The organism is Desulfobacula sp., assembly GCF_030145145.1.
Taxonomy (GTDB): Bacteria; Desulfobacterota; Desulfobacteria; order Desulfobacterales; family Desulfobacteraceae; genus Desulfobacula.
Genome location: NZ_JAQYWD010000003.1, coordinates 69,593 through 88,491 on the forward strand (window position 1 = coordinate 69,593; position 18,899 = coordinate 88,491).

The following is an 18,899-nucleotide window of genomic DNA, read 5'->3' on the forward strand; positions in this document are numbered from 1 at the left end:
AAGGGGACCGGCATGGGTTATATCCTGAAGGACCCCCGTGCATCGGAAATGAACCCATTTTCAAGATATGCCGCCGTCACTTCCGCCCGTCTGGAGGCATGGGTCATGGGAGATTTCCCATAGGTCTCCCGGATTTGAAGATAGTGTCGGATCAATTCTTTTTCCTCATTATCTCCCCAGGTTTCGGGATCTGGCAAACCGGTTCTTTCCAATGCGGTTGCCAGACATTTTTTTATATAGCCCGGGCGGTTGACATGGTTGTCTAGTATCAGCCCAACACCGTATTCCGATGTGATCAGATCTGAAATATAATATCCATTTACGCGGTGTGCTTTAGCCGTGTAGAAGGTATCCAGACGTGAAAGGGCATGTCCAATTTCCATGGTTTGTATCTGCTTGTCCTGGCCGGACAGCCAGAAATAAAAGGCCCATTCATGGGTGCGCAGCTTTTCCTTCAGGTCCGGGGTGGAAAGTTTTGTCCCGTTAAGGGACATATATCCGGTGGTGGCATCAGTTTCGGTGATATCAAGGCCGTGTCGCCCATAGTAGGTTTCAAACAATGCCGGATGATGATCTTTTATTTTTTTTAACAGGGCTGCAAGCTCTCCTGGACCCTTTCCTGCCCCCAGGGTCCATTGAAAAATACCAAAGGTCATGAAAGAATTGTCCCAGGTGTTGATGCCGTCAAGATTGCCTTCGTTTTCTGATACGGCCAGCATGACATTGATGGCTGAATTTGTAACCCCGGCACGGTTTAATTCAGCCGTGTTGCCAGTGATAAATTCTTTTGTTATCTGCCGGCCATAATAATACACCCCTTTTCTGAATTTGCTGAACCGGACGGTATTGGACAATCCATCGGAAATTATAATTTTTCTTTTCCCGTTCACCCGTGTCTCTGTTATGGTGATATCATTGATTTTTTTTTCGGGCAATTCCATATCCTGAGCCCAGTCATCCCCATAAAACCCCTGGAGCCGATCAATGAGTTTTTCTGCAATAGGCCGGGTCAGGCGCAATCCATCGCCGGGAACCCCCTGGTCTGAGGCAAAGGTGTCAACTGCATGGGCCGTACTTTTTCCATAATCCCCATCTGCCCCGTATTTTTCCCAGTTGAGCGCTTGGCCGTAGCCAAGTTCATTCAAGAGTGTCTGCAGGGAGATAACGGCCAGGGAATGGGGAGAGCCATAGCAGTAAAACGCTTCGAGGGTCCCATTTTTAAGGGCATTGTAAATATTTCTAAGATCATCCAGAAACGTCAGCCGGATCAGTATCTGTTCTGCAATGGCCCGGGTCACTTTTTCACCATTTGCTGTGAAACCATTTTTTACGGCAAAGGATCTCACCGCCCTTGCCGTGGACTGGCCATAATTCCCATCCGCACCAAAGGCATCCCATCTCATCACCGTGCCGAACCCAAGATCCTTGAGGATGTTCTGAAGGGCCTGCACGGAGGCTGTTGCACCTGATCCTGATTTTAAAACCGCTTCCACGGTGTCATTGTCGATCAGTTGCTGAATATCCAGGGCATCTTTGTTCTGTCCCGGTTCTTCGGCAACAGGGGATGATGGTTCCGGGAACACATAGGTGGCCTCCGGTAGAAAACACCATCCCGTGGATTTGTTCAGGTGGGGATTGTGCTTGGCGGCATTGTCCCGGAAGTCCTCCCAGGTAAGCATATCTTTAAAATGATCGTTCCAGACATCCCACCGGGAGCCCTGGATATGGTTTCTGCTGGCTGTCCAGGTGATGGCCATGATTTCTCCTTGTCAGATTAAACCGCTTTAATGAACAGATTTTTTCAGGGTAAGCCCCTATCACCCATCAGGGAATTGGGTTCAAAAAGTGGTAAAAAGTCCGTTGCCCAAAGCCGTTGTCATTTTTGCCGTTTTGTCACGGGGAAGGACCCCCATAAGGGTTTCGCCAACGTCCATGATGGCCTGGATTGACCCTAGGGCGGCTCTGCCATCCGTGTCTTCCTGACAGTGTTTAATGGCTTTTTTGAATTTTTCAAAGGTCAGGCTGGTGGGCAGGGCTTTTTTAATTTCATCTCCCAGGATTCCATCCACCAGGACGTCATCCCATAATCGGCTTTCCGTGATGGCGGTTTCCCGGGCCTGTTGCTGTTTCAAGTCGTGCTGCTTGTTTTTTTCAAATGTGACATCCCTGATGTCCTGACCCTGGTCACTGCTTTTGGCAAAATAAAACCCAAAAACAAGGGAAACAATAATTTTCACAATTTCAGGAACATCTTTCATCATTTCAGGGCCCAGGAAAAGGGAAAAAATAAACAGAAGGCAGATCATCAACGCCATTGTTCCCCTTATGGTTCCCACTGGCAGTCCAAAGCTTTGTTTCATTGCAAATTGGGCAAATTGATTTTTGTCCGTGGTTTCGGCCAAGACACGGTTCCGGGAATAAAGGGCCAGGCCGATTAAAAATAGGATTAATATAAAGCATCCGACTAATGCAAAGACTAATTTTGTTGAGCTCCGGAAGGACTTTTTTCCACTTGCAGATAATGCGTTTACCGAGGACTGGATCTGACCTGTTTTCCGTTTGAACCTGCTCATATCAGGTCTGTTGTCCAGAAAAGTAATATGGTCTCCGACATGGATAATGGACCCCAGGGTCTGGTAAATCAGGGGGGTATTTTTCTTTATGGATGTGTCATCCTGAAGTTGCTTTACAATACCGGACAGTTCCGAGGCTTTTTTCAACAGTATATTCTGATCCCCCTTGATCCTGAAAATAGTGTTTTGAACCGATGCCGGCGTCTCTGGGCTTATTTTTGGAATATCCAGGGTTTGGATAATTTTTTCCAGGTCCTTAACATTATTTGTAAGGGTATCAGCAAGATCCTGATCATAGGCATAGGCCAGTAACGTGGAGATGAGGAAGATCACCGCAAAAATAAGCGTTCTCCCATATTTTGTTGTCTTTTTGATCATGATACCGTTCCTTTTTCTAATCTGTTTTTTCCCATAAGGTGTTTGCTTCAGTCCATTGATATCAATAAATCGTTCCAATGCTGAGTTCTACCACACTGCCGCAACGGATTTTTTTGCCCGCACCCGGGGATTGCTTTGACACAAAATTTCCTGACATTCTCCGTGTGATGTTCCCCTTTAATCCCATTTTTCTCAAGGCTGCCAGGGCGTTTTTTTCATTCATGTTCATCACATTGGGCACGGTGCACCGTATGGCTTTCCCCGGCACAATGGTTAGGCCGGTCGGGGGGGAGGTGACAGTGGGCCTGATGACAGTGGGTTTGATGACAGTGGGTTTGATGACAGTGGGGTGCGGCACGATTCTCCCAGGGGGTGGAGACGCTTGAACTGGCGGTATCACGGAAATAACCAGATGAACCGGGGTTCCCTTTCTGACCAGTGAGCCGGGTTGGGGACTCTGGGATAAGACCGTATCAGCCCGGTGGCGTGAAGATTCCGAATGGGTCACTCTACCCGGAACCAGTCCCGCACCTCTCAGGATATCCACAGCGTTGGGAAAAGGCTGGTTTCTAATGGAAGGCACGCGCACACCCGCTGCTGTTATTGTCAAATTAATAACGGTTCCGGTGCGAACCCGGGAGCCTGCCGGAACGCTTTGATATCTTACCATTCCGGGTTTATACCTGTCGGTAAGGTCCTGTTTTATGACCCCCATAACAAGCCTTGCCGATGTGATACGGTTATGGGCAGAATCGATATGGCTGTTTACAAGCTGGGGAACAACAACAGATTCCGCCTCTAGAACGATATTGATTGGTGTTTGTGCCGGAACAACACTATGGGCAGCGGGTTGCTGTTCGATGATGGTATGGGGGGGCCATTTGCCAGTGACCCTGTGGCTTACGCTTCCCTGAACCAGGTTATATTTCCTCAGTAGGGTCACACTTCTTTCCAGCCGCAGACCGACCAGGGAGGGAACGGTTGCCGCTTCAGCCTCAAAGAAAAGAATGACGCCGGATTTTGTTCTCAAACGGTTTCCTGGAGCGGGTGTCTGCCGTACAATTGTCCCCACAGGGTGCTTTCCTGTAATCCGTCCGGTCATTTTCCTGACAGACAATCCGGTTTCACGGATAACCCGCTCAGCTTTGTCCACAACCAGACCTGTTACATCGGGCATCAGCAGCAGGGTATCCGAGCGTTGTGATGATGTTTCCATGCGGTTGACCCACTGAATGATATCATTTGCTTCATCCCGGCTGACAGTGTCTGATACCGGTGATTGCCCTGCTCGTATGCTTACCTTCCGGAACCTTGAGACCCTTACGGTCTGAAAACTTGAGGTTTTAGATGCCACCCTTACCGTTCCGTCCAGTACGGTAATCGTGGCAGTATCCCCCGGCTCAAGGGTAACTGCGAAACGGGTTCCTTCCGTCTCTGCAGAGACATATTCTGTGTTTATCTGCAGGGCGCCTTTTGATTCGATGAACAGTCGGCTGATGCTGTCTCCCAAACCGGATAAAAGATCAATGATATGATAGGGGTTTACCAATCGTATATGGGTATCAGACCCCACAAATACACGGCTTCCTCCCTGAAGCCAGATAATGGCCATGGCGTTGCTGTCGGTGATGATTTCATCCCCTGGTTTAAGCGCCATTCTCTGTCTTGCAGGCGTTCTCTCGTCTCCACTTAAAATCTGGACCTCGTGGATTTCCCCCTGGGTTGCCGGAATCCCATTTATCACTAGCTGCTCGATTCTTCCGGGGGCACAGCCGGCTTGAAGCACGCTGAAAAGCATCAATAAAAAAATGATTCGTTTATGGGCACAGATCTGTTTCATGTCTTTTCACCTTTCTGATAAATCGGTTTTGTGACGTCTGGCATTATTTTTTTTTCGAGTAAAGCGGTTGCCCCGTAAGACAGCCAGAAAGCACTCAGATGGTAGAGCGTGTTCAAGAGCAGACAATACCGGGCATAGAAAAAAATCGCACAGAAAAAATAAGCCGCATGAACCAACGCGGCGGCTGCCATTCTGGCCCAAACGGATGTCTGTATCATCCGGGATCGAAGAAATGCGCCGCAAATCCCAAGAAGAATCATGAAAATCATCTGTCCGGTCACGCCAACCGAACGAATGGCCACACCATTGACAAGGGTGTTCAGGGCTTCGGCATGAAATTCGATGCCGAAACGGTTTTCATCCTTGAATCCTCTGTTTTCACTGAATGTATCCTTCCCCAGTGCGCCGACAAGTACCATTTTGCCTTTGAAGTGCTGGTCGGCCTGGGGAAGCGTTCGTTCTATCAGGTCATGGTAGGAAAACTGCCGTTTCTTTTCTCTCAATATGTCAATGGGATACGGATCCAGAAGGATATCTGCAACACTGCTGCCTGCCCCGATGATACGGCATGCCTGTTTACTCTTTACCCTGGTTAATTCAGCAAAGTCTATTGTTTCCGTTCGGTTGTTTCCAGACAGGAGGCTGATCTGCATACGCTCCAGATCCGGATCAAGGATCTTCAGTCCTTTAAAAGACGTATAGGCCACAAGTGACAGGGAATAGAACGTGCCCGATGATGTTTCAGCCTCCCTGTTCTCTCCTGGAGACGCTTTCCTTACAACCGCCAGAGGTGCTGTTCTTGATCTCCCCAGCCTGCGGCCAATGCAGGTAATCCCGAACCCGGTCACCGCTTCCATGACAGGTTTAATCAGTTTTGGGCCATCTGCGTCAAGATCCCGGATGCCCACAACAACCTCTGTGCCGGCCCGCCTTGTTTTGCGTATGGCCTCGACAAAAGCGTTGTCAGCATCTGTGGGGGTTTCAAAAACCATGTCAAAGACAACGACACTGGCCCCGGCATGGGAAAGTATCTCGAGAAGCGCCGGAAGGTTTTCCTTGCGCCAGCCTGGGCCAAAGGACTCGTCTTCAATGGTGACAACAGCAATGTTTTTATTGAATGTTTTGTTCCTGAAATCGTCAGCAAAATAGAGCGTATAGGTTTCAATGGCAGTGTCCAGGTTGATCAAATCAAACACATTAACCCAGGATAAAAAAAACATAAAAATAACTGAAGCGGCCGTTGCTATCTGTGCATATTTTCGCAATCTCATCAGCCTTACCTGCCGGCTGAGTCCTGCTTCATCTTCAAGGGAGCGCTTGATTTTCAGATTGTCCCTGTACGTCTGGACGATGGCTTCTGATCTGTCCAGGGCCTGGCTCGAAAAGGGGATATCCAGTATGTCATTGCCAGTCACACGGTGAAACAGAACACCATTTTTAGCCCGCAGGAAAAGAACAGGGGTGCAGATTTCCCTTTGACTTGAAAATTCGCCGGCCAGACAATTCCTGGCATGGGCAATGGCAACATCCACCCTTCCGGTATCCCATCCTTTGAACAGCTTACGATAAAATTCCCGGGCAAAAAGTACTGCAGCCTGGTCAATGATGGGGTATCTCATGGCGATGACTGCCGGTATGCCCCGGTTCACAAGCCGGGGGGCCATTCCTGAGAAAGGGTCGATACTGGATGTTTCAGCTCCCTTGCACGAGTTCAGGACAACAAGCTTCATTGACGGGTGGTTCAAGAAAATATCCGAAAACCTGTCATCACCGACAACGTCAATCTCCCCATTTTCCGTATTGAGCACTATCATCCCTTGTTCATCTTCAAATTCACCATGCCCGATAAAATGGAAACAATGGTAAGGATGATCCATCAGTGCATCACTGATTCTGCCCAATGACACGATGCCATCAAGAAAAGTCAGGGTTACGTTTCGTCCCAATCCCTTTAATGCGGATTCAAGATGTTCCTGCTCAATTTTTGAATCCAGGTCAGGGTAGGGTGCGACACTGTCCGGGATCGCCACGAGTATCCGGATGGGAAATTTAGTTTCCAGGACGGGAATCGGCCGGTTGGTTTCAATGTACCGGACAAGTGAGGTGCGCCTGGAGGCACCCATAAAACAGTCGGCAGCCGTCAGGAAGATCAGTTCCCACGGCAAAACCGACATCTCGGGCGGCTGGATCCTCAGTCGAATCCTCAGGCCGGCATCTTTTTCTCCATGGATGTTGCCGTAACTTTGCTGGAAAATCGTTTCAATATCCCCCGCAAACAGCAGTTTGTACAGGTATGTTCCAAAACGGATCAGATCGTCTCTGTCCGTATCCCGCGTTTCAAGAAGGGTTAACTCCCTCTGTATCTCAGGTGAATCAGGACCTGTCTGCAGAAAGCTTCTGGCCTGGCCAAATACGGCTGAATCCGCCCTCAGGGGATATCCCCTGGGGGTCCGGTCATCAATGGAGATGTCAAAGTCAAGGTATTTCATTTTTCCCGGCGGTTATTCCTTGTTTTTCATAAATACGATTGAACAGCGAATTAATCGTCACAGGGTCATTTTTTGTCAGATATCGTTGACATCAATCTGACCGTTTTAGAACAAACTTCAGGCCGCCTCCTACCCCTACCTTTGTTCCGCTGCCCAAAAGGCACACTTTCCCTTCACCGGTTATCTGGGCAGATATTTCAACCTGCTCAACCCTGAATGATCCCACCCTGTCGCCACTGGTAACCAGAATTTCATTGAGCTGAGAAAAAAACGTTGTCACGTTTTTCTTGAGCTCTTGAACCCCCACGGCATTAACAACACTTTTTTTTATGGTCCCTCCCAAACCTCTTTCACGGTATTCGCCTTCCGGCTTTTCTTCCAGGGAACCGGATATCAAGATTTTTTCATTTTGTTTGTTATTCATAACCGCCCTCCATATTTTTTAATACGTTTTAACGGGGTTGGAACCGTTGATGGTTGGGAAAATAAATGAAATCAGAAAGGGTGAAGCACACAGGAAAAGGAAGGCTCAAGAAAGCAAATGGCCGCAGCTCCGCACCGTCGATTACAGAATAGGAGGTGGCGATAGCGAAAAAGGGGAAAATGATTTTTTATACTATATAAAAATTTTTTCATCAAATCAATCAGATATTGGCCTTCAGGACATCCATCATAGCGGAGATGAGAAATTTCGTAATTTTTAAATCGTCAATGCAAACGGGGTCCTGGAGAAACGTCGTAAGACCTTTGATCCCTCTAGTTATTTATTTCCTTTTAATACAAGGTTTTCATACTCTTCTGCATGGACAAAGGCTTCAATAATTACCGGGCCATTAGCGATAAAAGCCTCCTTCAGGGCATGGTCATACTGGCTGGCATCCTTTACCATAAACACGGGTACGCCAAACAGGGTATGGGGTGAGACATCGGTATCAGGGGAGGGCGTGGGTAGCGAGGTCCCATATGGGACATAGTTTTTCCTTTGCTGTTTGATCCGGATAAGAGACAGGTGTGCATCCATCATAACCACCACCACGATATTGACATTTAACCGCATGGCCGTTACCATTTCGCCTGCCATCATGTACAAGCCCCCATCACCGACAACACAGCACACCTTTTGTTCGGGACAGCAAAGTTTCGCCGCAATGGCAGCGGGAATAGCAAAGCCCATGGCGGAACATCCGTTGCTCATTAACTGACATTCGGGTGAATCGGTCTGCCACTGCTGCCCGATTAGGTGGGAATGCGCCCCCACATCACAGGTCATAATACCGTCCTTTGGCAATATTATTCTCAACGCCTCCAGCACCCTTCTGGGACCGAAGGTGCCCTTCGGCGCTGCCAGTTGAGCAAACATTGCCGTTTTACGGGCAGCCAGCTTTTCCATATCCCATTCTTTTTCCGTGCAATCCAGGGACAATAAACATTCCAGAGAAGGGCGTAATTGACCCACCACGTCGCAACCCAGTGTGTGGTTTTTCGTATTCAGATCGGCAGGGACCGTATCGATATGCACCAGCGGAACATGGGGCATCCAGTCTTCATAGTTCAATTCCACCGGATCAAAACCAATGCCGACCACAAGATCCGCCTGCTGATGGGTGATGCCGACCTGGTTGCCCAGGGCATGGCTCAATACGCCGGTATAACAGGGGTGATCTTCCGGCACCATTCCCTTGGCCATGGGCGTCAATACTGCCGGCACTTTGAATTTTTCAAGAATGTTAATCACCATTTCTTGAACATTGGCCCGCATTGCGGTGATACCCAACGCAATGACAGGTTTTTTCGCCCCCATGAAAAGGGATGCCATTTTCGCCAGCGCATCTGTATCAGCCGTTGAAATCTCTTCCCGATCCGGAACGGTTACGGATTCGTCGGCGGCTTCATCAAGGCCAATACCGCAGGGCAGACCAATGTAGACCGGCCCCGGAACTTCTGATGTCGCGATTTGCAGGGCGTTATAAAGGGTCTCTCTTACGTTGCAGGCCTTGAGGCGTGCGGTCCATTTCGTTATGGGTTTAAAAAGGGTTTGATGATCAATATTCATCTGTGAAATTCTATGCTGCAGCTTGGGGTTTACCTCATCAGAAAAGGCGATCATGGGAGACCGATCCAGATATCCGCCGCAAACCCCAATGGTCTGGTTGCAGGCGCCGGGGCCCATTGTCCCGAAACAGGCGGCCACCTTACCGGTCAGCCGCCAGCAGACATCTGCCATAAACCCGCCGCTGCCTTCATTGCTGACCAGGATAAATTCCAGGCCGTCAACCGCCTGAATTGCAGCCATATAATCCACCCAGTTTCCGCTGGGCACTCCGAAAATATAGTGAACGCCGAGTTCCTTTAAGGTGCCTGCCATTACCTGGGCCACGGTTGCCATGGGTGTCTCCTATATTGGTCCATTTACACAGGTAGGGTTAGACCCTTCATCCCAACGCCACATCAAGAATCATCATTACTGAAAAGCCGATCATGGTTGTCATGGTTACCAGGTCGATGGTCTTATAATTTCTTTGCGATTCCGGGATGAGTTCCTCCACCACCACAAAAATCATGGCCCCGGCAGCAAAACACAGGGCATAGGGTAGAATCGTTTGCATTTTCAGGACAAATAGTGCGCCTAAAACACCGGCAATGGGTTCAACAATGCCGGACGCCTGCCCCATGAAAAAACTTTTTCCTTTACTCATCCCCTCTCTTCTCAAGGGCACTGATACGGCTGTCCCTTCCGGGAAGTTTTGAATGCCAATGCCGATGGCCAACGCAATGGCGCCGCCAATTGTGGCAGACGGCAGGTTCGCCGCAACAGCGCCAAAAGCAACCCCCACAGCAAGTCCTTCAGGGATATTGTGAAGGGTTATGGCCAGTACCAGAAGGGTGCTTCGTTGCCACGAGGTCTTTATGCCTTCACTTTTATCGATACTTAAGCCGGGGTGAAGGTGGGGCAGGAATTTGTCCGTCAGTCGCATAAAAATCCCCCCCCCCATAAATCCAATGGCCGCTGCTAACCATGGGATATGGCCCAATTGCTCCGCCATCTCGATACCGGGTGCAAGCAGAGACCAGAAGCTTGCGGCAATCATTACACCGGCAGCAAAGCCAAGCATTGAATCCAGCAATTTTTGATTTACGTCTCTTGTTAAAAAAACCATTGCTGCACCAGCAGCTGTTAAGCCCCAGGTAAAGAGTGTTGCAAGGAAGGCCTGGGTGACGGGATTGAATTGTTGTATGAAATCGATCATTTTTACCTCTCTAATCGTGTGAACAAATTTGACTGCATCAGATATCTCCCGGAAGCTTTAAAAAGGGCTCTATTTTCAACTGGATTATCATATGGATTAAATTCAAAGTAAAGAAAATATTTCGAAAAAAGGCGATAAAAGAAGAGGGCCGCTTATGCCATATTCTTTTACGTTTCATCGCCTTATCTTGACTTGGTGTGTGAAATTTCCTACAAGTTTATTGGATCCGGCATCAAAACCGTAAGAATCAAGGGGCATAAAACAGATGAAATATGGCGCAATGAATTTTCCGATCAAACCGGTACTGGAAGAACTGGAGAAGATTTCAACTTTGGGATTTGATTATCTTGAGTTAACACTGGACCCGCCCTGTGCCCATTATACCCGTATCCTGGAGATGGAGACTGAGCTTGTCCAGGCCCTGGAGCACTATTCAATGGGGGTGGTGTGTCATTTGCCCACATTTGTGTATACGGCGGATCTGTCCCCGGGGATTCGCAAGGCCTCTTTAAGGGAAATGATCCATTCCCTTACCACAGCCGCAAGGATCGGTGCTGAAAAAGCGGTTCTGCACCCCAGTTTCATCAGTGGATTAGGGCCTTTTGTAATGGAAACAGCCACGGGCCATGCCCAGGAAAGCCTTTGTGCCATCATAACCGAAGCCCGTCATCTGGGCGTGGAACTTTGTTTTGAGAACATGTTCCCCGCATACCACTGGTTTTTTGATCCCAGCCATTTTGTACCGGTTTTCAGAGAATTCTCTGACCTGAAAATGACCCTTGATACCGGCCATGCCAATATTGATGACCCGGGTAAAACAAGACTGTATGAATTTATCCAGCGGTTTCCGGACAGGATCGGCCATATCCATGTCAGTGATAACGCCGGAAAAAAGGATGACCATGTCCGGGTTGGACAAGGCAATATCAATTTCAAAAAAGTGGTAACCCTGCTCAAACATGCCGGCTATGACGATACCATCACCTTTGAGATTTTTTCCCAAAATTCGGGTGATTTGCTTGAAAGCCGGGATAAAATCGCTGGATTGCTTACTCCGGATTAAGGTTTAAACCGATTCCTTTCTCAGTGACTCGACTCTGTTTCAGCGGCTTTTTCCCCTTTTTTCTTCTTTTTGATCCTGGGTGGCAATTTATACCAGATGGTTGGCGTTGTGAATTGCCGCCATCCCCATTTTAAAACGCCCACAAGCCAGAAGGATAACCAAAGGGCCCAGGCCAGCATGGCGATCCTGTAAATCAGCAGGGGAATTGAAAATACCCAGGCCCGGGGAAGTGCCGGCGCACTCACATCCTGATACCACCGTAAGAGACCACTGTTGGATCCGTTGCCGATGATGTTCATGTCCGGATGGCCCAGCAATCCCTTGGAAATGGCAAAAACCAGTGATGCCAGGGCCGAAAGGGTCAGGAGGACAATGCCGATTTGTATGACATTAAAATCGCGTCCTTTCCGGTTGACGGCTTTGCTTCTAAGATCCAGGGCGATGAGCCAGGCGGCAACCATAAGGCCTGCTGCCAGGTGACTCATGGACATACCGATGCCCAGTAAAAACCAGTGATAAAACTTGAGCGGGGTCCAACCGGTTTTAGATAACCCCCACGCCCCAATCACAAGGATGATGATAACGGACCAGAAAAGAACTGCGGGACCCACCAGTTGATCCCCCCCAACGAACAATGGCCAGCGGTTGGGCGGAAGATAAATGTCAACACCGGCATTGACACTGGGGGCACCCAGATCAATGCTGGAACTCTGGTATCGCGGGGTGATGCCGGTGGATTCAAGCCATTTCAACTCAAGGGTCTGTTGACCCGGTGTGATGGGAAGCTGCACATGCCGACCCTCCTGACGCACCGGTACAATTTTCCCGTTGATTTTGACCTCCTGTAACCGGGCCGTGGCAGGGAGGGTAAGGGTATGTTGTCCACCCTGGCTGCTTTTAATGGAAAGGACCATCCTTGCCGCTGTTGTTCGCTGGCCCGGGTGCAAGTCAAGCTGGCTTTTTTCAATGGTCAGGGTCTGCCCCTCAATTCCGGCAGGCCGGGAAATTTTCAGAAGGATTGATTCTCCCGGCCACGGATGCCATGTGGGATACCAGCGGGTTCCGGTTTTATGCAGGATCACGGGAATGCCCTCATACGCCAGATGGAAGATAGGACTGGCAGCGATTTTCCAGATTTCTGTCCAGGCACTTGTCTCTTTATGTTCCAGTAAGAGTTGGTCCGCCGGTTCCAGAAAAGAGTCCCAGTGAAGGTGGGTCTGATCGGCCCGGAGATGGACTTTGGCAACCCCCTCCATCACCCGGATGTCTTGTGTTGTCACTGATTCTCCGGGGATAAGGGGGATGTCCAGTACGATCCCGGCCCCAGTGGGGCTCAGGCGTTGAATGCGTGTTTGAATTTTCCATACAAGTCCCAACAGAATCGTTCGTTCAATGGATACAAATGGCGGGAGAATGCCGGTTTCCAGAATTTCCGGTTGTTTGTCATCCTGTTCCACCATCCGTTTGAACTGCAATTGGTCGTCAACGATACCGTTTGGATGGAGGCCTTCTACGGACCAACCTGCAGCCGTGATGGTGGCTCGATGGGGCTTCAAGGGGAACGGAACCTGCAGCAGGTTTTGTTTTCGAATCGCCCCGCTCAGGTGCACCACATGTTTGCCTGCCGGCACCAACAGCCATAACCCGTTGTTCGTTCGCAACAGGCCCTGGGCGGACATGCCGTCAATCATCACGTGTTGGGGCAGCCAGTGTTTCACATGACTTGGAATCGGGATGGCCACAGACAATTGTGCGTCGATATGGGCATCCATTGAGAGCTGATCCGGGTCAATTGTTATGTCAATATGTGACATATCGGCACAGGCAGGATAGCAGTCCTCTGTTTCCAGCAATCGTGCCTGTAAGGCATCCAGCAGTTGGGGAGAGGGAATTTCAGTGCTATGGGCCAGGGGGGGACTCCACAGGAAAACGATGAGAAACGGCAGTATTTTTATTGCTTTCATACCGGGGAAGCGAAATCCGTTCCCGGGCCGGTATCGGCCCCCCAGCATGCCCAGGGCCAGGAAAAGAATAAAAAATACCCGCATAACCGCCAGAACCAGGTTTGTTTTAGGCCCGATAAGGGTAAAGGAGATCTCCTGATCCCGGGTCACCGGTCCGGACCAGCTGAAATGAATGGTTTCAAAAGGAACCCATTGGGGGATGCCCGGTCCTGTCTGGGTAAGGGCTTTTGGATCATGCTCAAGGATCTGGGGCCTGGCATAAGAACCGGCATCCCTTGAGTCGGGAGACGATAACTCCCCCTTTTTTCTTTTGACAAGGGACTTGCCAAGCGTGACACCAGACGTGGATTCCATCTGTGCCAGGGGCATTTCCTGAATCCTGTCCATTTGCCGGGACATGGATGGGGCGGATGGCTGACGCAGGTCATATCCGGCCATGGACGTCCCGGGTTTGGCCAGTTGGGGATACATACCGATCCTGAGCGCATGGATGGTGTAGGGGATCACAATGACGACAAAGGATAAAATGGCCATGCCCTGGAAGACCTTGACGGCTTTTTTAAATGTGCCATCGGGCAGGTATTTGAGCAAAGCGAAACCGATCACCAGCACCAGCCAGATGTAGCGGGGGGCACCCGGTTCATGGTAGATCAATATCAGGGTTAAAAATGCAACTCCGGATAGGCGCTTTGTGAAGAGGTTGGCCATGACAATTGTAAACATCAGCACCATGAAAAAATCCAGCAGGGTCCATTGTTTGATCCAGGTGCGGGGAATATTGTCAATGCCGGTGGCATTTAAGAGTTTCCAGCCCGGTGGCAGGAGCAGGCGCCCTTTGACCTGTTGAAAATCATGGTCCCATCCGGTGGCGGGAAGGCTGGTAATGTTTCCATGATAAACACTGTCGGCTGTCAGGTTTAATTCGCCATTCCGGAGTTCAATCCCGGCCTTATCCGATCCTTTGCGTGTGGTGATAAATTGTTCGGTTCCATCCACAGCAACCCTGCCAAGGGTGATCGAAGGATCGATTTCCAATCGCCAATTGGTATTTTTCTGGCCGTTGATGGTATCCTGGATCGTATACCCGGACCCATCAAACCGCAGCCAGAGACTTCGGTTTAATGTCAGCTGGTCCGGTGCCGGCAATGGGTCCCCCCGTTTGATTTCCTTAACTGTCAGGGTATCTCCGGGTCCCAGTCGGTAGGCGGGATAGGGGTGCCAGTCGGCGGGCATTGAGGTCTGGAGCGGATCAATTGGTGCGCCCCCGGTAATTTCAACAAGCCTCAGGTCTGGCTGTGCTTGAAATGACCATATCTCCTGCCGGGGCCAGACACCCGTATCCGGTGGATGAAACGAGAGGTCGTTTAACGGTCCTTTATGCCGCAGATTCAGGCGGATCGCATATCGGCCGGGCTTCACCTGCAGGCGCATTCTGCCGTCCTGCTCGACCCTGGCGGGCAAAGCGCTGCTCAGTGACAACGGGGTGAAGTCTTCCGGGGGGTATAGGGGACCCAACGTAATTTCCCGGGCTGAACCAGCCACATCCAGCGTGAAATAGAGTAACACCCGGGCGGGTATTAAATCTTCTACCAGCCTGAAGCTCTCTATTTTCAAGCGGTTTTCCACCTTTTTCTTTGTCTGTAACTGCTTTACCCACAACCGACCGGATGCATCGAGATTTGGAAACGCGATGGGGGCATTATTGACGGTCAGGGACACAAGGGCGGATTCGGCTGGCACCTGCAGGTTTTCAGGCAGGGTGGACCAGGTAAAATGACCGGTTATCTGATGACGTCCGGGATACAGTTGAACGGCCGGTGCTGTGCCCTTCTGAACAAGTATCCGGGGTTTTCCATCCACTTGAACCTGCCGGGGCCACTGCCGGCTGTTGCCCGGCAGCGTCACCCAGGTGTCATAGTTTACCAGCCAGGACTGGCTGAAATATCCGCCATGATCATTCAATATAACCGCCAGCTCAGACGGCCAGGCACATTGATATATGTGGGAATTGTTATATCGCGGAATACAGGTCAATTGCTCTTCTTTACCATGCATCACCCAGTCAACCCACGGTTGAAGCAGGGCTGGAACATAGGGTGCCTTTTTTGCAGAACAGGGCGGTATAATGGTAAAAATAAAAATAAGGACCCATATCCATGTGCATGGGGTACAAAAAAAACGAAGTATTGTTTTCATAGGATGTCTCCCGTTAACCGATTCTATTCATGCAATTTACCGGCTATAAATGCAGTTGTCCAGGCAGCCTGAAAGTTATACCCCCCTGTAATGCCGTCAATGTCCATTACTTCTCCGGCAAAATACAGGTTTTTACAGACCCGGCTTTGCATGGTTTTTATGTCGATACTTTCCAGACTAATCCCGCCGCATGTCACAAATTCTTCTTTAAAAGTGGCTTTTCCTTTCACAGAATAAACGTCATTGGTTAAGATGGTCACCAATTTGTTCATCCCTTTCTTTCCAAGCTCCCCCCACTTTTTAGTCGCTGACAGGCCGCTTTTTTCAAGCAAATACAGCCATAATCTTTCCGGTAAAAAATAAGGCCTCACGTTTGACAGTAATTTATTTAAATGCCCCTTCACAATGCGGGTCAGTGTGTCCATAACAATGGCTGTGTTTTTTTCATTGACCCAATTGACTTGAATGTTGCAGTCATATCCTTTTTCATTCAACAGCCTGGCGCCTAAAGAGGACAATGTCAGGATCGCGGGCCCGCTCATCCCCCAATGGGTTATGAGCAAGGGACCTTGGGATTTAAGGGGTGTCCCCTGTATCCCCACCCGGGTGTTTTCCACCACGATTCCCATGAGCCGGGTAACCGATTCCGTGGGCATGTTAAAGGAGAACAGAGACGGCACCGGGTCCTGGATTTTGTGATTTAATTTTTCCAACCATTCCAGCCCCTCCCGCCGTGTACACCCGCCGGTGGCAACAATGGCCTTGTCAAAAAGTTTTGACGGCACTTGGGTGTCCATAAACGCCACTGCCAGCTGATTATTGAGGGGAGTAATGGTTTTTATCCCCTTCCCGGTTTCGATTTTTATCCCCAATCGATGGGTTTCCGTTAAAAAGCAATCGATGATGCTCTGGGATGTCTGGGATAAGGGGAAAACACAATTGTCCGCCTGGATGACCAACGGCACGCCCCGGCACTCAAACCACTGCATCGCATGGCTGGTGTTAAAGACTTGAAAGGCTTTCTTTAATGCGTTCCTTCCTCTGGGATAGGCGTTTGACAATTCTTTTATGTCGGTGCAGCCATTGGTGACATTACACCTGCCTCCCCCCGAGACTTTCACCTTGGCCAGCAGTCGGTTTGATCGTTCGAAAATGACAACCGTTGCATGGGGATAGGTTTCCTTTGCTGTAATGGCTGAAAAGAAACCCGCCGCTCCACCGCCAATGACTGCAATTTCCATCTGACTCCTTTATTCTGCTATAGGCCCATCCGTCAAGGGCGTGGGCTGTGTCAGTTCAATGTGAATGCCAGATATTTGATCGTTGTTCCCTGTAACCGCGCTGCGCTTTCAAATGCGGAAACAATGTCCCGGGCACCGGGTGTGCTGTCATCGGTACCATGGATATTCTCTGACGCTGTGAGCACTTGCCCGCCCCATTGTTCCACAGATTCCCGGGTATAATTGTAGAGCAGGTCGCTGTCTGTTTTTAGATATACGGTGCCCCCCGGTATGAGCAGGTGTGCATAGGTGTCGATAAATGGGGCGGCGGACAGCCGGCACTTGACGGCCCGTTTCTTGGGATGCGGGTCCGGAAAGGTCAGCCAGATTTCGTGTATCGTTTGTTCCATAAAAAATTCCCTGATGTGCTCAATCCGGGTACGAAGGAAGTGGACATTGTCAAGACCCCTGGCAATGGCCTTTTCTGCGCCGACACAGATGCGATGGCTTTTGCTGTCGATACCCACACAAAGGCTGCGGGGATCGGCTGCTGCAAAGGCAAGACTGTATTCGCCTTTACCGCATCCCAGTTCGAGAACCTTTTTCATGCCCGCATAACGCGGCGCATACCAGGGATATGAGCAAGGGGGTCGTGACTTGCCGAACAGGGAAAAGGTCACGTTGGTCAGGTGTTTGACCCGTTCATACTTGTGTCGTTTGTTTTTGGGCATGGTGAAACTTTTACCTTATCTGAAAAACGGGTACAAAACAGGCGGCGGCTTTTGTTTTCACGGTAACCCCCCCTCATCCCCATTTGTTTCTGTTCAAATGAATAGCATTGTTTTACATTATTTTCCAGATCTTGATTTTTTACGGTATTTAAACATTTGGTTCTGGATACCGCCTTTGACCTTTTTGGTCAAAACCGTATTTTTTGATTGCCAATACAGTGGATACTGTTACACTAATCTTTTTTATTGCAGGAGAACGTATGAACCAACAAGTTCGCGGTGTTATATTTGCTTTGGCCGCTTTTGCATCATGGGGGCTCCTTCCGGCCTATTGGAAACAGATGCAGCAGGTGGGTTCATTTGAAATCCTCTGCCATCGAATTGTCTGGTCCTGCATTTTTCTGATAGTGATCATCTCCCTGCAGAAAAGATGGGGGGAAGTCGGCCGTATCGTTCGAACACCGGTTAAATTAAAAGGCCTTATCCTCTCCGGGCTCATTATCGGGGCGAACTGGTTCATCTATATCTGGGCGGTGAACTCGGGCCGGGTGGTGGAAACCAGTCTCGGGTATTACATCAATCCCATGTTCAACGTATTGATCGGATATCTGCTGCTGGGTGAAATATTCAGCCGACTTCAATGCACTGCCGTGTTCTTTGCACTGGTTGGGGTGAGTTATTCTCTTGTGGCCTATGGTGCGCTGCCCATGTTTGCCCTGACCCTGGCCATCACCTTTGCCCTTTACGGCTATGCCCGGAAAAAGATCCAGGCCGAACCCATCCCGGGCCTGCTGGTAGAGACCATGGTGCTGTTTATTCCCGCATTGGTCTATATCCTGTACAGGCTGATGACGGCAGGCTCCTGTTTTATGAAAGATGTGGAATTGACCCTTTGGATGATCGGCGCCGGTGTGGTTACCAGCCTGCCATTGCTCTGGTTTGCCGCAGCAGCGAAACGACTGAACTTGTCCACCATCGGCATCCTGCAATACCTAGCCCCGTCCATTGCTTTTATACTGGGTGTCTTCGTCTATAAGGAAGCCTTTACCCGCCACCACCTGGTCACGTTTGGGTTTATTTGGATCGGGGTTTTTTTGTACGTCGGCGAGTCTGTTATAAAGCATGGAAAATCATGATCAGTGAAGATTTCTTTGGTGGGACATCCCTGTCCACGAGAAGATGACAGCATCGCTCTGC

13 protein-coding genes are annotated in these 18,899 nt (G+C 49.7%); 3 read left to right on the forward strand and 10 right to left on the reverse strand.

Going from position 1 to position 18,899, the window contains the following annotated elements; all coding sequences use genetic code 11:
- Nucleotides 1-17 precede the first annotated feature (17 nt).
- The 5 genes from Q1Q15_RS02085 to Q1Q15_RS02105 all read right to left on the reverse strand — a co-directional run bounded on the left by Q1Q15_RS02085 (nt 18) and on the right by Q1Q15_RS02105 (nt 7,704).
- A complete protein-coding gene (locus tag Q1Q15_RS02085) occupies nt 18-1,757 on the reverse strand; it encodes a peptidoglycan-binding protein (RefSeq protein WP_300455972.1) in 1,740 nt (579 codons plus the stop codon).
- 81 nt (nt 1,758-1,838) lie between these two features.
- Entirely contained in the window at nt 1,839-2,951 is a 1,113-nt protein-coding gene (locus Q1Q15_RS02090; RefSeq protein WP_300455975.1) for a hypothetical protein, read from the reverse strand.
- Nucleotides 2,952-3,012: 61 nt separating this feature from the next.
- Complete coding sequence (locus tag Q1Q15_RS02095) at nt 3,013-4,791, reverse strand: PASTA domain-containing protein (RefSeq protein WP_300455978.1); 1,779 nt, start codon at nt 4,789-4,791, stop codon at nt 3,013-3,015.
- The gene (locus Q1Q15_RS02100) at nt 4,788-7,280 is read right to left on the reverse strand and encodes a CHAT domain-containing protein (protein ID WP_300455981.1); all 2,493 of its coding nucleotides are present in this window, start codon (nt 7,278-7,280) and stop codon (nt 4,788-4,790) included. The genes Q1Q15_RS02095 and Q1Q15_RS02100 overlap by 4 nt, the downstream gene beginning before the upstream one ends.
- A gap of 91 nt (nt 7,281-7,371) precedes the next feature.
- Nucleotides 7,372-7,704 (reverse strand): hypothetical protein, encoded by a 333-nt coding sequence (locus tag Q1Q15_RS02105; protein ID WP_300455984.1) that lies wholly within the window; start codon nt 7,702-7,704, stop codon nt 7,372-7,374.
- A 49-nt stretch (nt 7,705-7,753) separates the two neighbouring features.
- Here Q1Q15_RS02105 and Q1Q15_RS02110 point away from each other — a divergent pair, with 49 nt between their 5' ends.
- Complete coding sequence (locus Q1Q15_RS02110; protein WP_300455986.1) at nt 7,754-7,984, forward strand: hypothetical protein; 231 nt, start codon at nt 7,754-7,756, stop codon at nt 7,982-7,984.
- A 56-nt stretch (nt 7,985-8,040) separates the two neighbouring features.
- On the opposite strand, the gene Q1Q15_RS02115 is transcribed toward Q1Q15_RS02110, so the two are convergent.
- Together Q1Q15_RS02115 and Q1Q15_RS02120 are read right to left on the reverse strand one after the other, a co-directional pair.
- The gene (locus Q1Q15_RS02115; protein WP_300455989.1) at nt 8,041-9,666 is read right to left on the reverse strand and encodes a thiamine pyrophosphate-binding protein; all 1,626 of its coding nucleotides are present in this window, start codon (nt 9,664-9,666) and stop codon (nt 8,041-8,043) included.
- Nucleotides 9,667-9,712: 46 nt separating this feature from the next.
- Nucleotides 9,713-10,528: a ZIP family metal transporter gene (locus Q1Q15_RS02120; RefSeq protein ID WP_300455992.1), complete on the reverse strand. Its 816-nt coding sequence runs from the start codon at nt 10,526-10,528 to the stop codon at nt 9,713-9,715.
- Nucleotides 10,529-10,793: 265 nt separating this feature from the next.
- Here Q1Q15_RS02120 and Q1Q15_RS02125 point away from each other — a divergent pair, with 265 nt between their 5' ends.
- The gene (locus tag Q1Q15_RS02125) at nt 10,794-11,591 is read left to right on the forward strand and encodes a sugar phosphate isomerase/epimerase (protein ID WP_300455995.1); all 798 of its coding nucleotides are present in this window, start codon (nt 10,794-10,796) and stop codon (nt 11,589-11,591) included.
- 20 nt (nt 11,592-11,611) lie between these two features.
- On the opposite strand, the gene Q1Q15_RS02130 is transcribed toward Q1Q15_RS02125, so the two are convergent.
- The 3 genes from Q1Q15_RS02130 to trmB are packed head-to-tail and all read right to left on the reverse strand — an operon-like array spanning nt 11,612 to nt 17,702.
- Entirely contained in the window at nt 11,612-15,751 is a 4,140-nt protein-coding gene (locus Q1Q15_RS02130) for a hypothetical protein (protein ID WP_300455998.1), read from the reverse strand.
- 23 nt (nt 15,752-15,774) lie between these two features.
- Entirely contained in the window at nt 15,775-16,992 is a 1,218-nt protein-coding gene (locus tag Q1Q15_RS02135) for an NAD(P)/FAD-dependent oxidoreductase (protein ID WP_300456000.1), read from the reverse strand.
- A gap of 50 nt (nt 16,993-17,042) precedes the next feature.
- Nucleotides 17,043-17,702: a tRNA (guanosine(46)-N7)-methyltransferase TrmB gene (gene trmB, locus Q1Q15_RS02140; protein ID WP_300456002.1), complete on the reverse strand. Its 660-nt coding sequence runs from the start codon at nt 17,700-17,702 to the stop codon at nt 17,043-17,045.
- 260 nt (nt 17,703-17,962) lie between these two features.
- Here trmB and rarD point away from each other — a divergent pair, with 260 nt between their 5' ends.
- On the forward strand, nt 17,963-18,838 hold the full coding sequence (rarD, locus tag Q1Q15_RS02145) for an EamA family transporter RarD (protein WP_300456005.1): 876 nt from the start codon (nt 17,963-17,965) through the stop codon (nt 18,836-18,838).
- Nucleotides 18,839-18,899: the final 61 nt, after the last annotated feature.

What these genes read in the sequence shown, in the direction of transcription:
- Q1Q15_RS02085 (WP_300455972.1), bottom strand. Translation starts at nt 1,757, where the DNA reads ATGGCCATCACCTGGACAGCCAGCAGAAACCATATCCAGGGCTCCCGG.
- Q1Q15_RS02090 (WP_300455975.1), bottom strand. Translation starts at nt 2,951, where the DNA reads ATGATCAAAAAGACAACAAAATATGGGAGAACGCTTATTTTTGCGGTG.
- Q1Q15_RS02095 (WP_300455978.1), bottom strand. Translation starts at nt 4,791, where the DNA reads ATGAAACAGATCTGTGCCCATAAACGAATCATTTTTTTATTGATGCTT.
- Q1Q15_RS02100 (WP_300455981.1), bottom strand. Translation starts at nt 7,280, where the DNA reads ATGAAATACCTTGACTTTGACATCTCCATTGATGACCGGACCCCCAGG.
- Q1Q15_RS02105 (WP_300455984.1), bottom strand. Translation starts at nt 7,704, where the DNA reads ATGAATAACAAACAAAATGAAAAAATCTTGATATCCGGTTCCCTGGAA.
- Q1Q15_RS02110 (WP_300455986.1), top strand. Translation starts at nt 7,754, where the DNA reads ATGGTTGGGAAAATAAATGAAATCAGAAAGGGTGAAGCACACAGGAAA.
- Q1Q15_RS02115 (WP_300455989.1), bottom strand. Translation starts at nt 9,666, where the DNA reads ATGGCAACCGTGGCCCAGGTAATGGCAGGCACCTTAAAGGAACTCGGC.
- Q1Q15_RS02120 (WP_300455992.1), bottom strand. Translation starts at nt 10,528, where the DNA reads ATGATCGATTTCATACAACAATTCAATCCCGTCACCCAGGCCTTCCTT.
- Q1Q15_RS02125 (WP_300455995.1), top strand. Translation starts at nt 10,794, where the DNA reads ATGAAATATGGCGCAATGAATTTTCCGATCAAACCGGTACTGGAAGAA.
- Q1Q15_RS02130 (WP_300455998.1), bottom strand. Translation starts at nt 15,751, where the DNA reads ATGAAAACAATACTTCGTTTTTTTTGTACCCCATGCACATGGATATGG.
- Q1Q15_RS02135 (WP_300456000.1), bottom strand. Translation starts at nt 16,992, where the DNA reads ATGGAAATTGCAGTCATTGGCGGTGGAGCGGCGGGTTTCTTTTCAGCC.
- trmB (WP_300456002.1), bottom strand. Translation starts at nt 17,702, where the DNA reads ATGCCCAAAAACAAACGACACAAGTATGAACGGGTCAAACACCTGACC.
- rarD (WP_300456005.1), top strand. Translation starts at nt 17,963, where the DNA reads ATGAACCAACAAGTTCGCGGTGTTATATTTGCTTTGGCCGCTTTTGCA.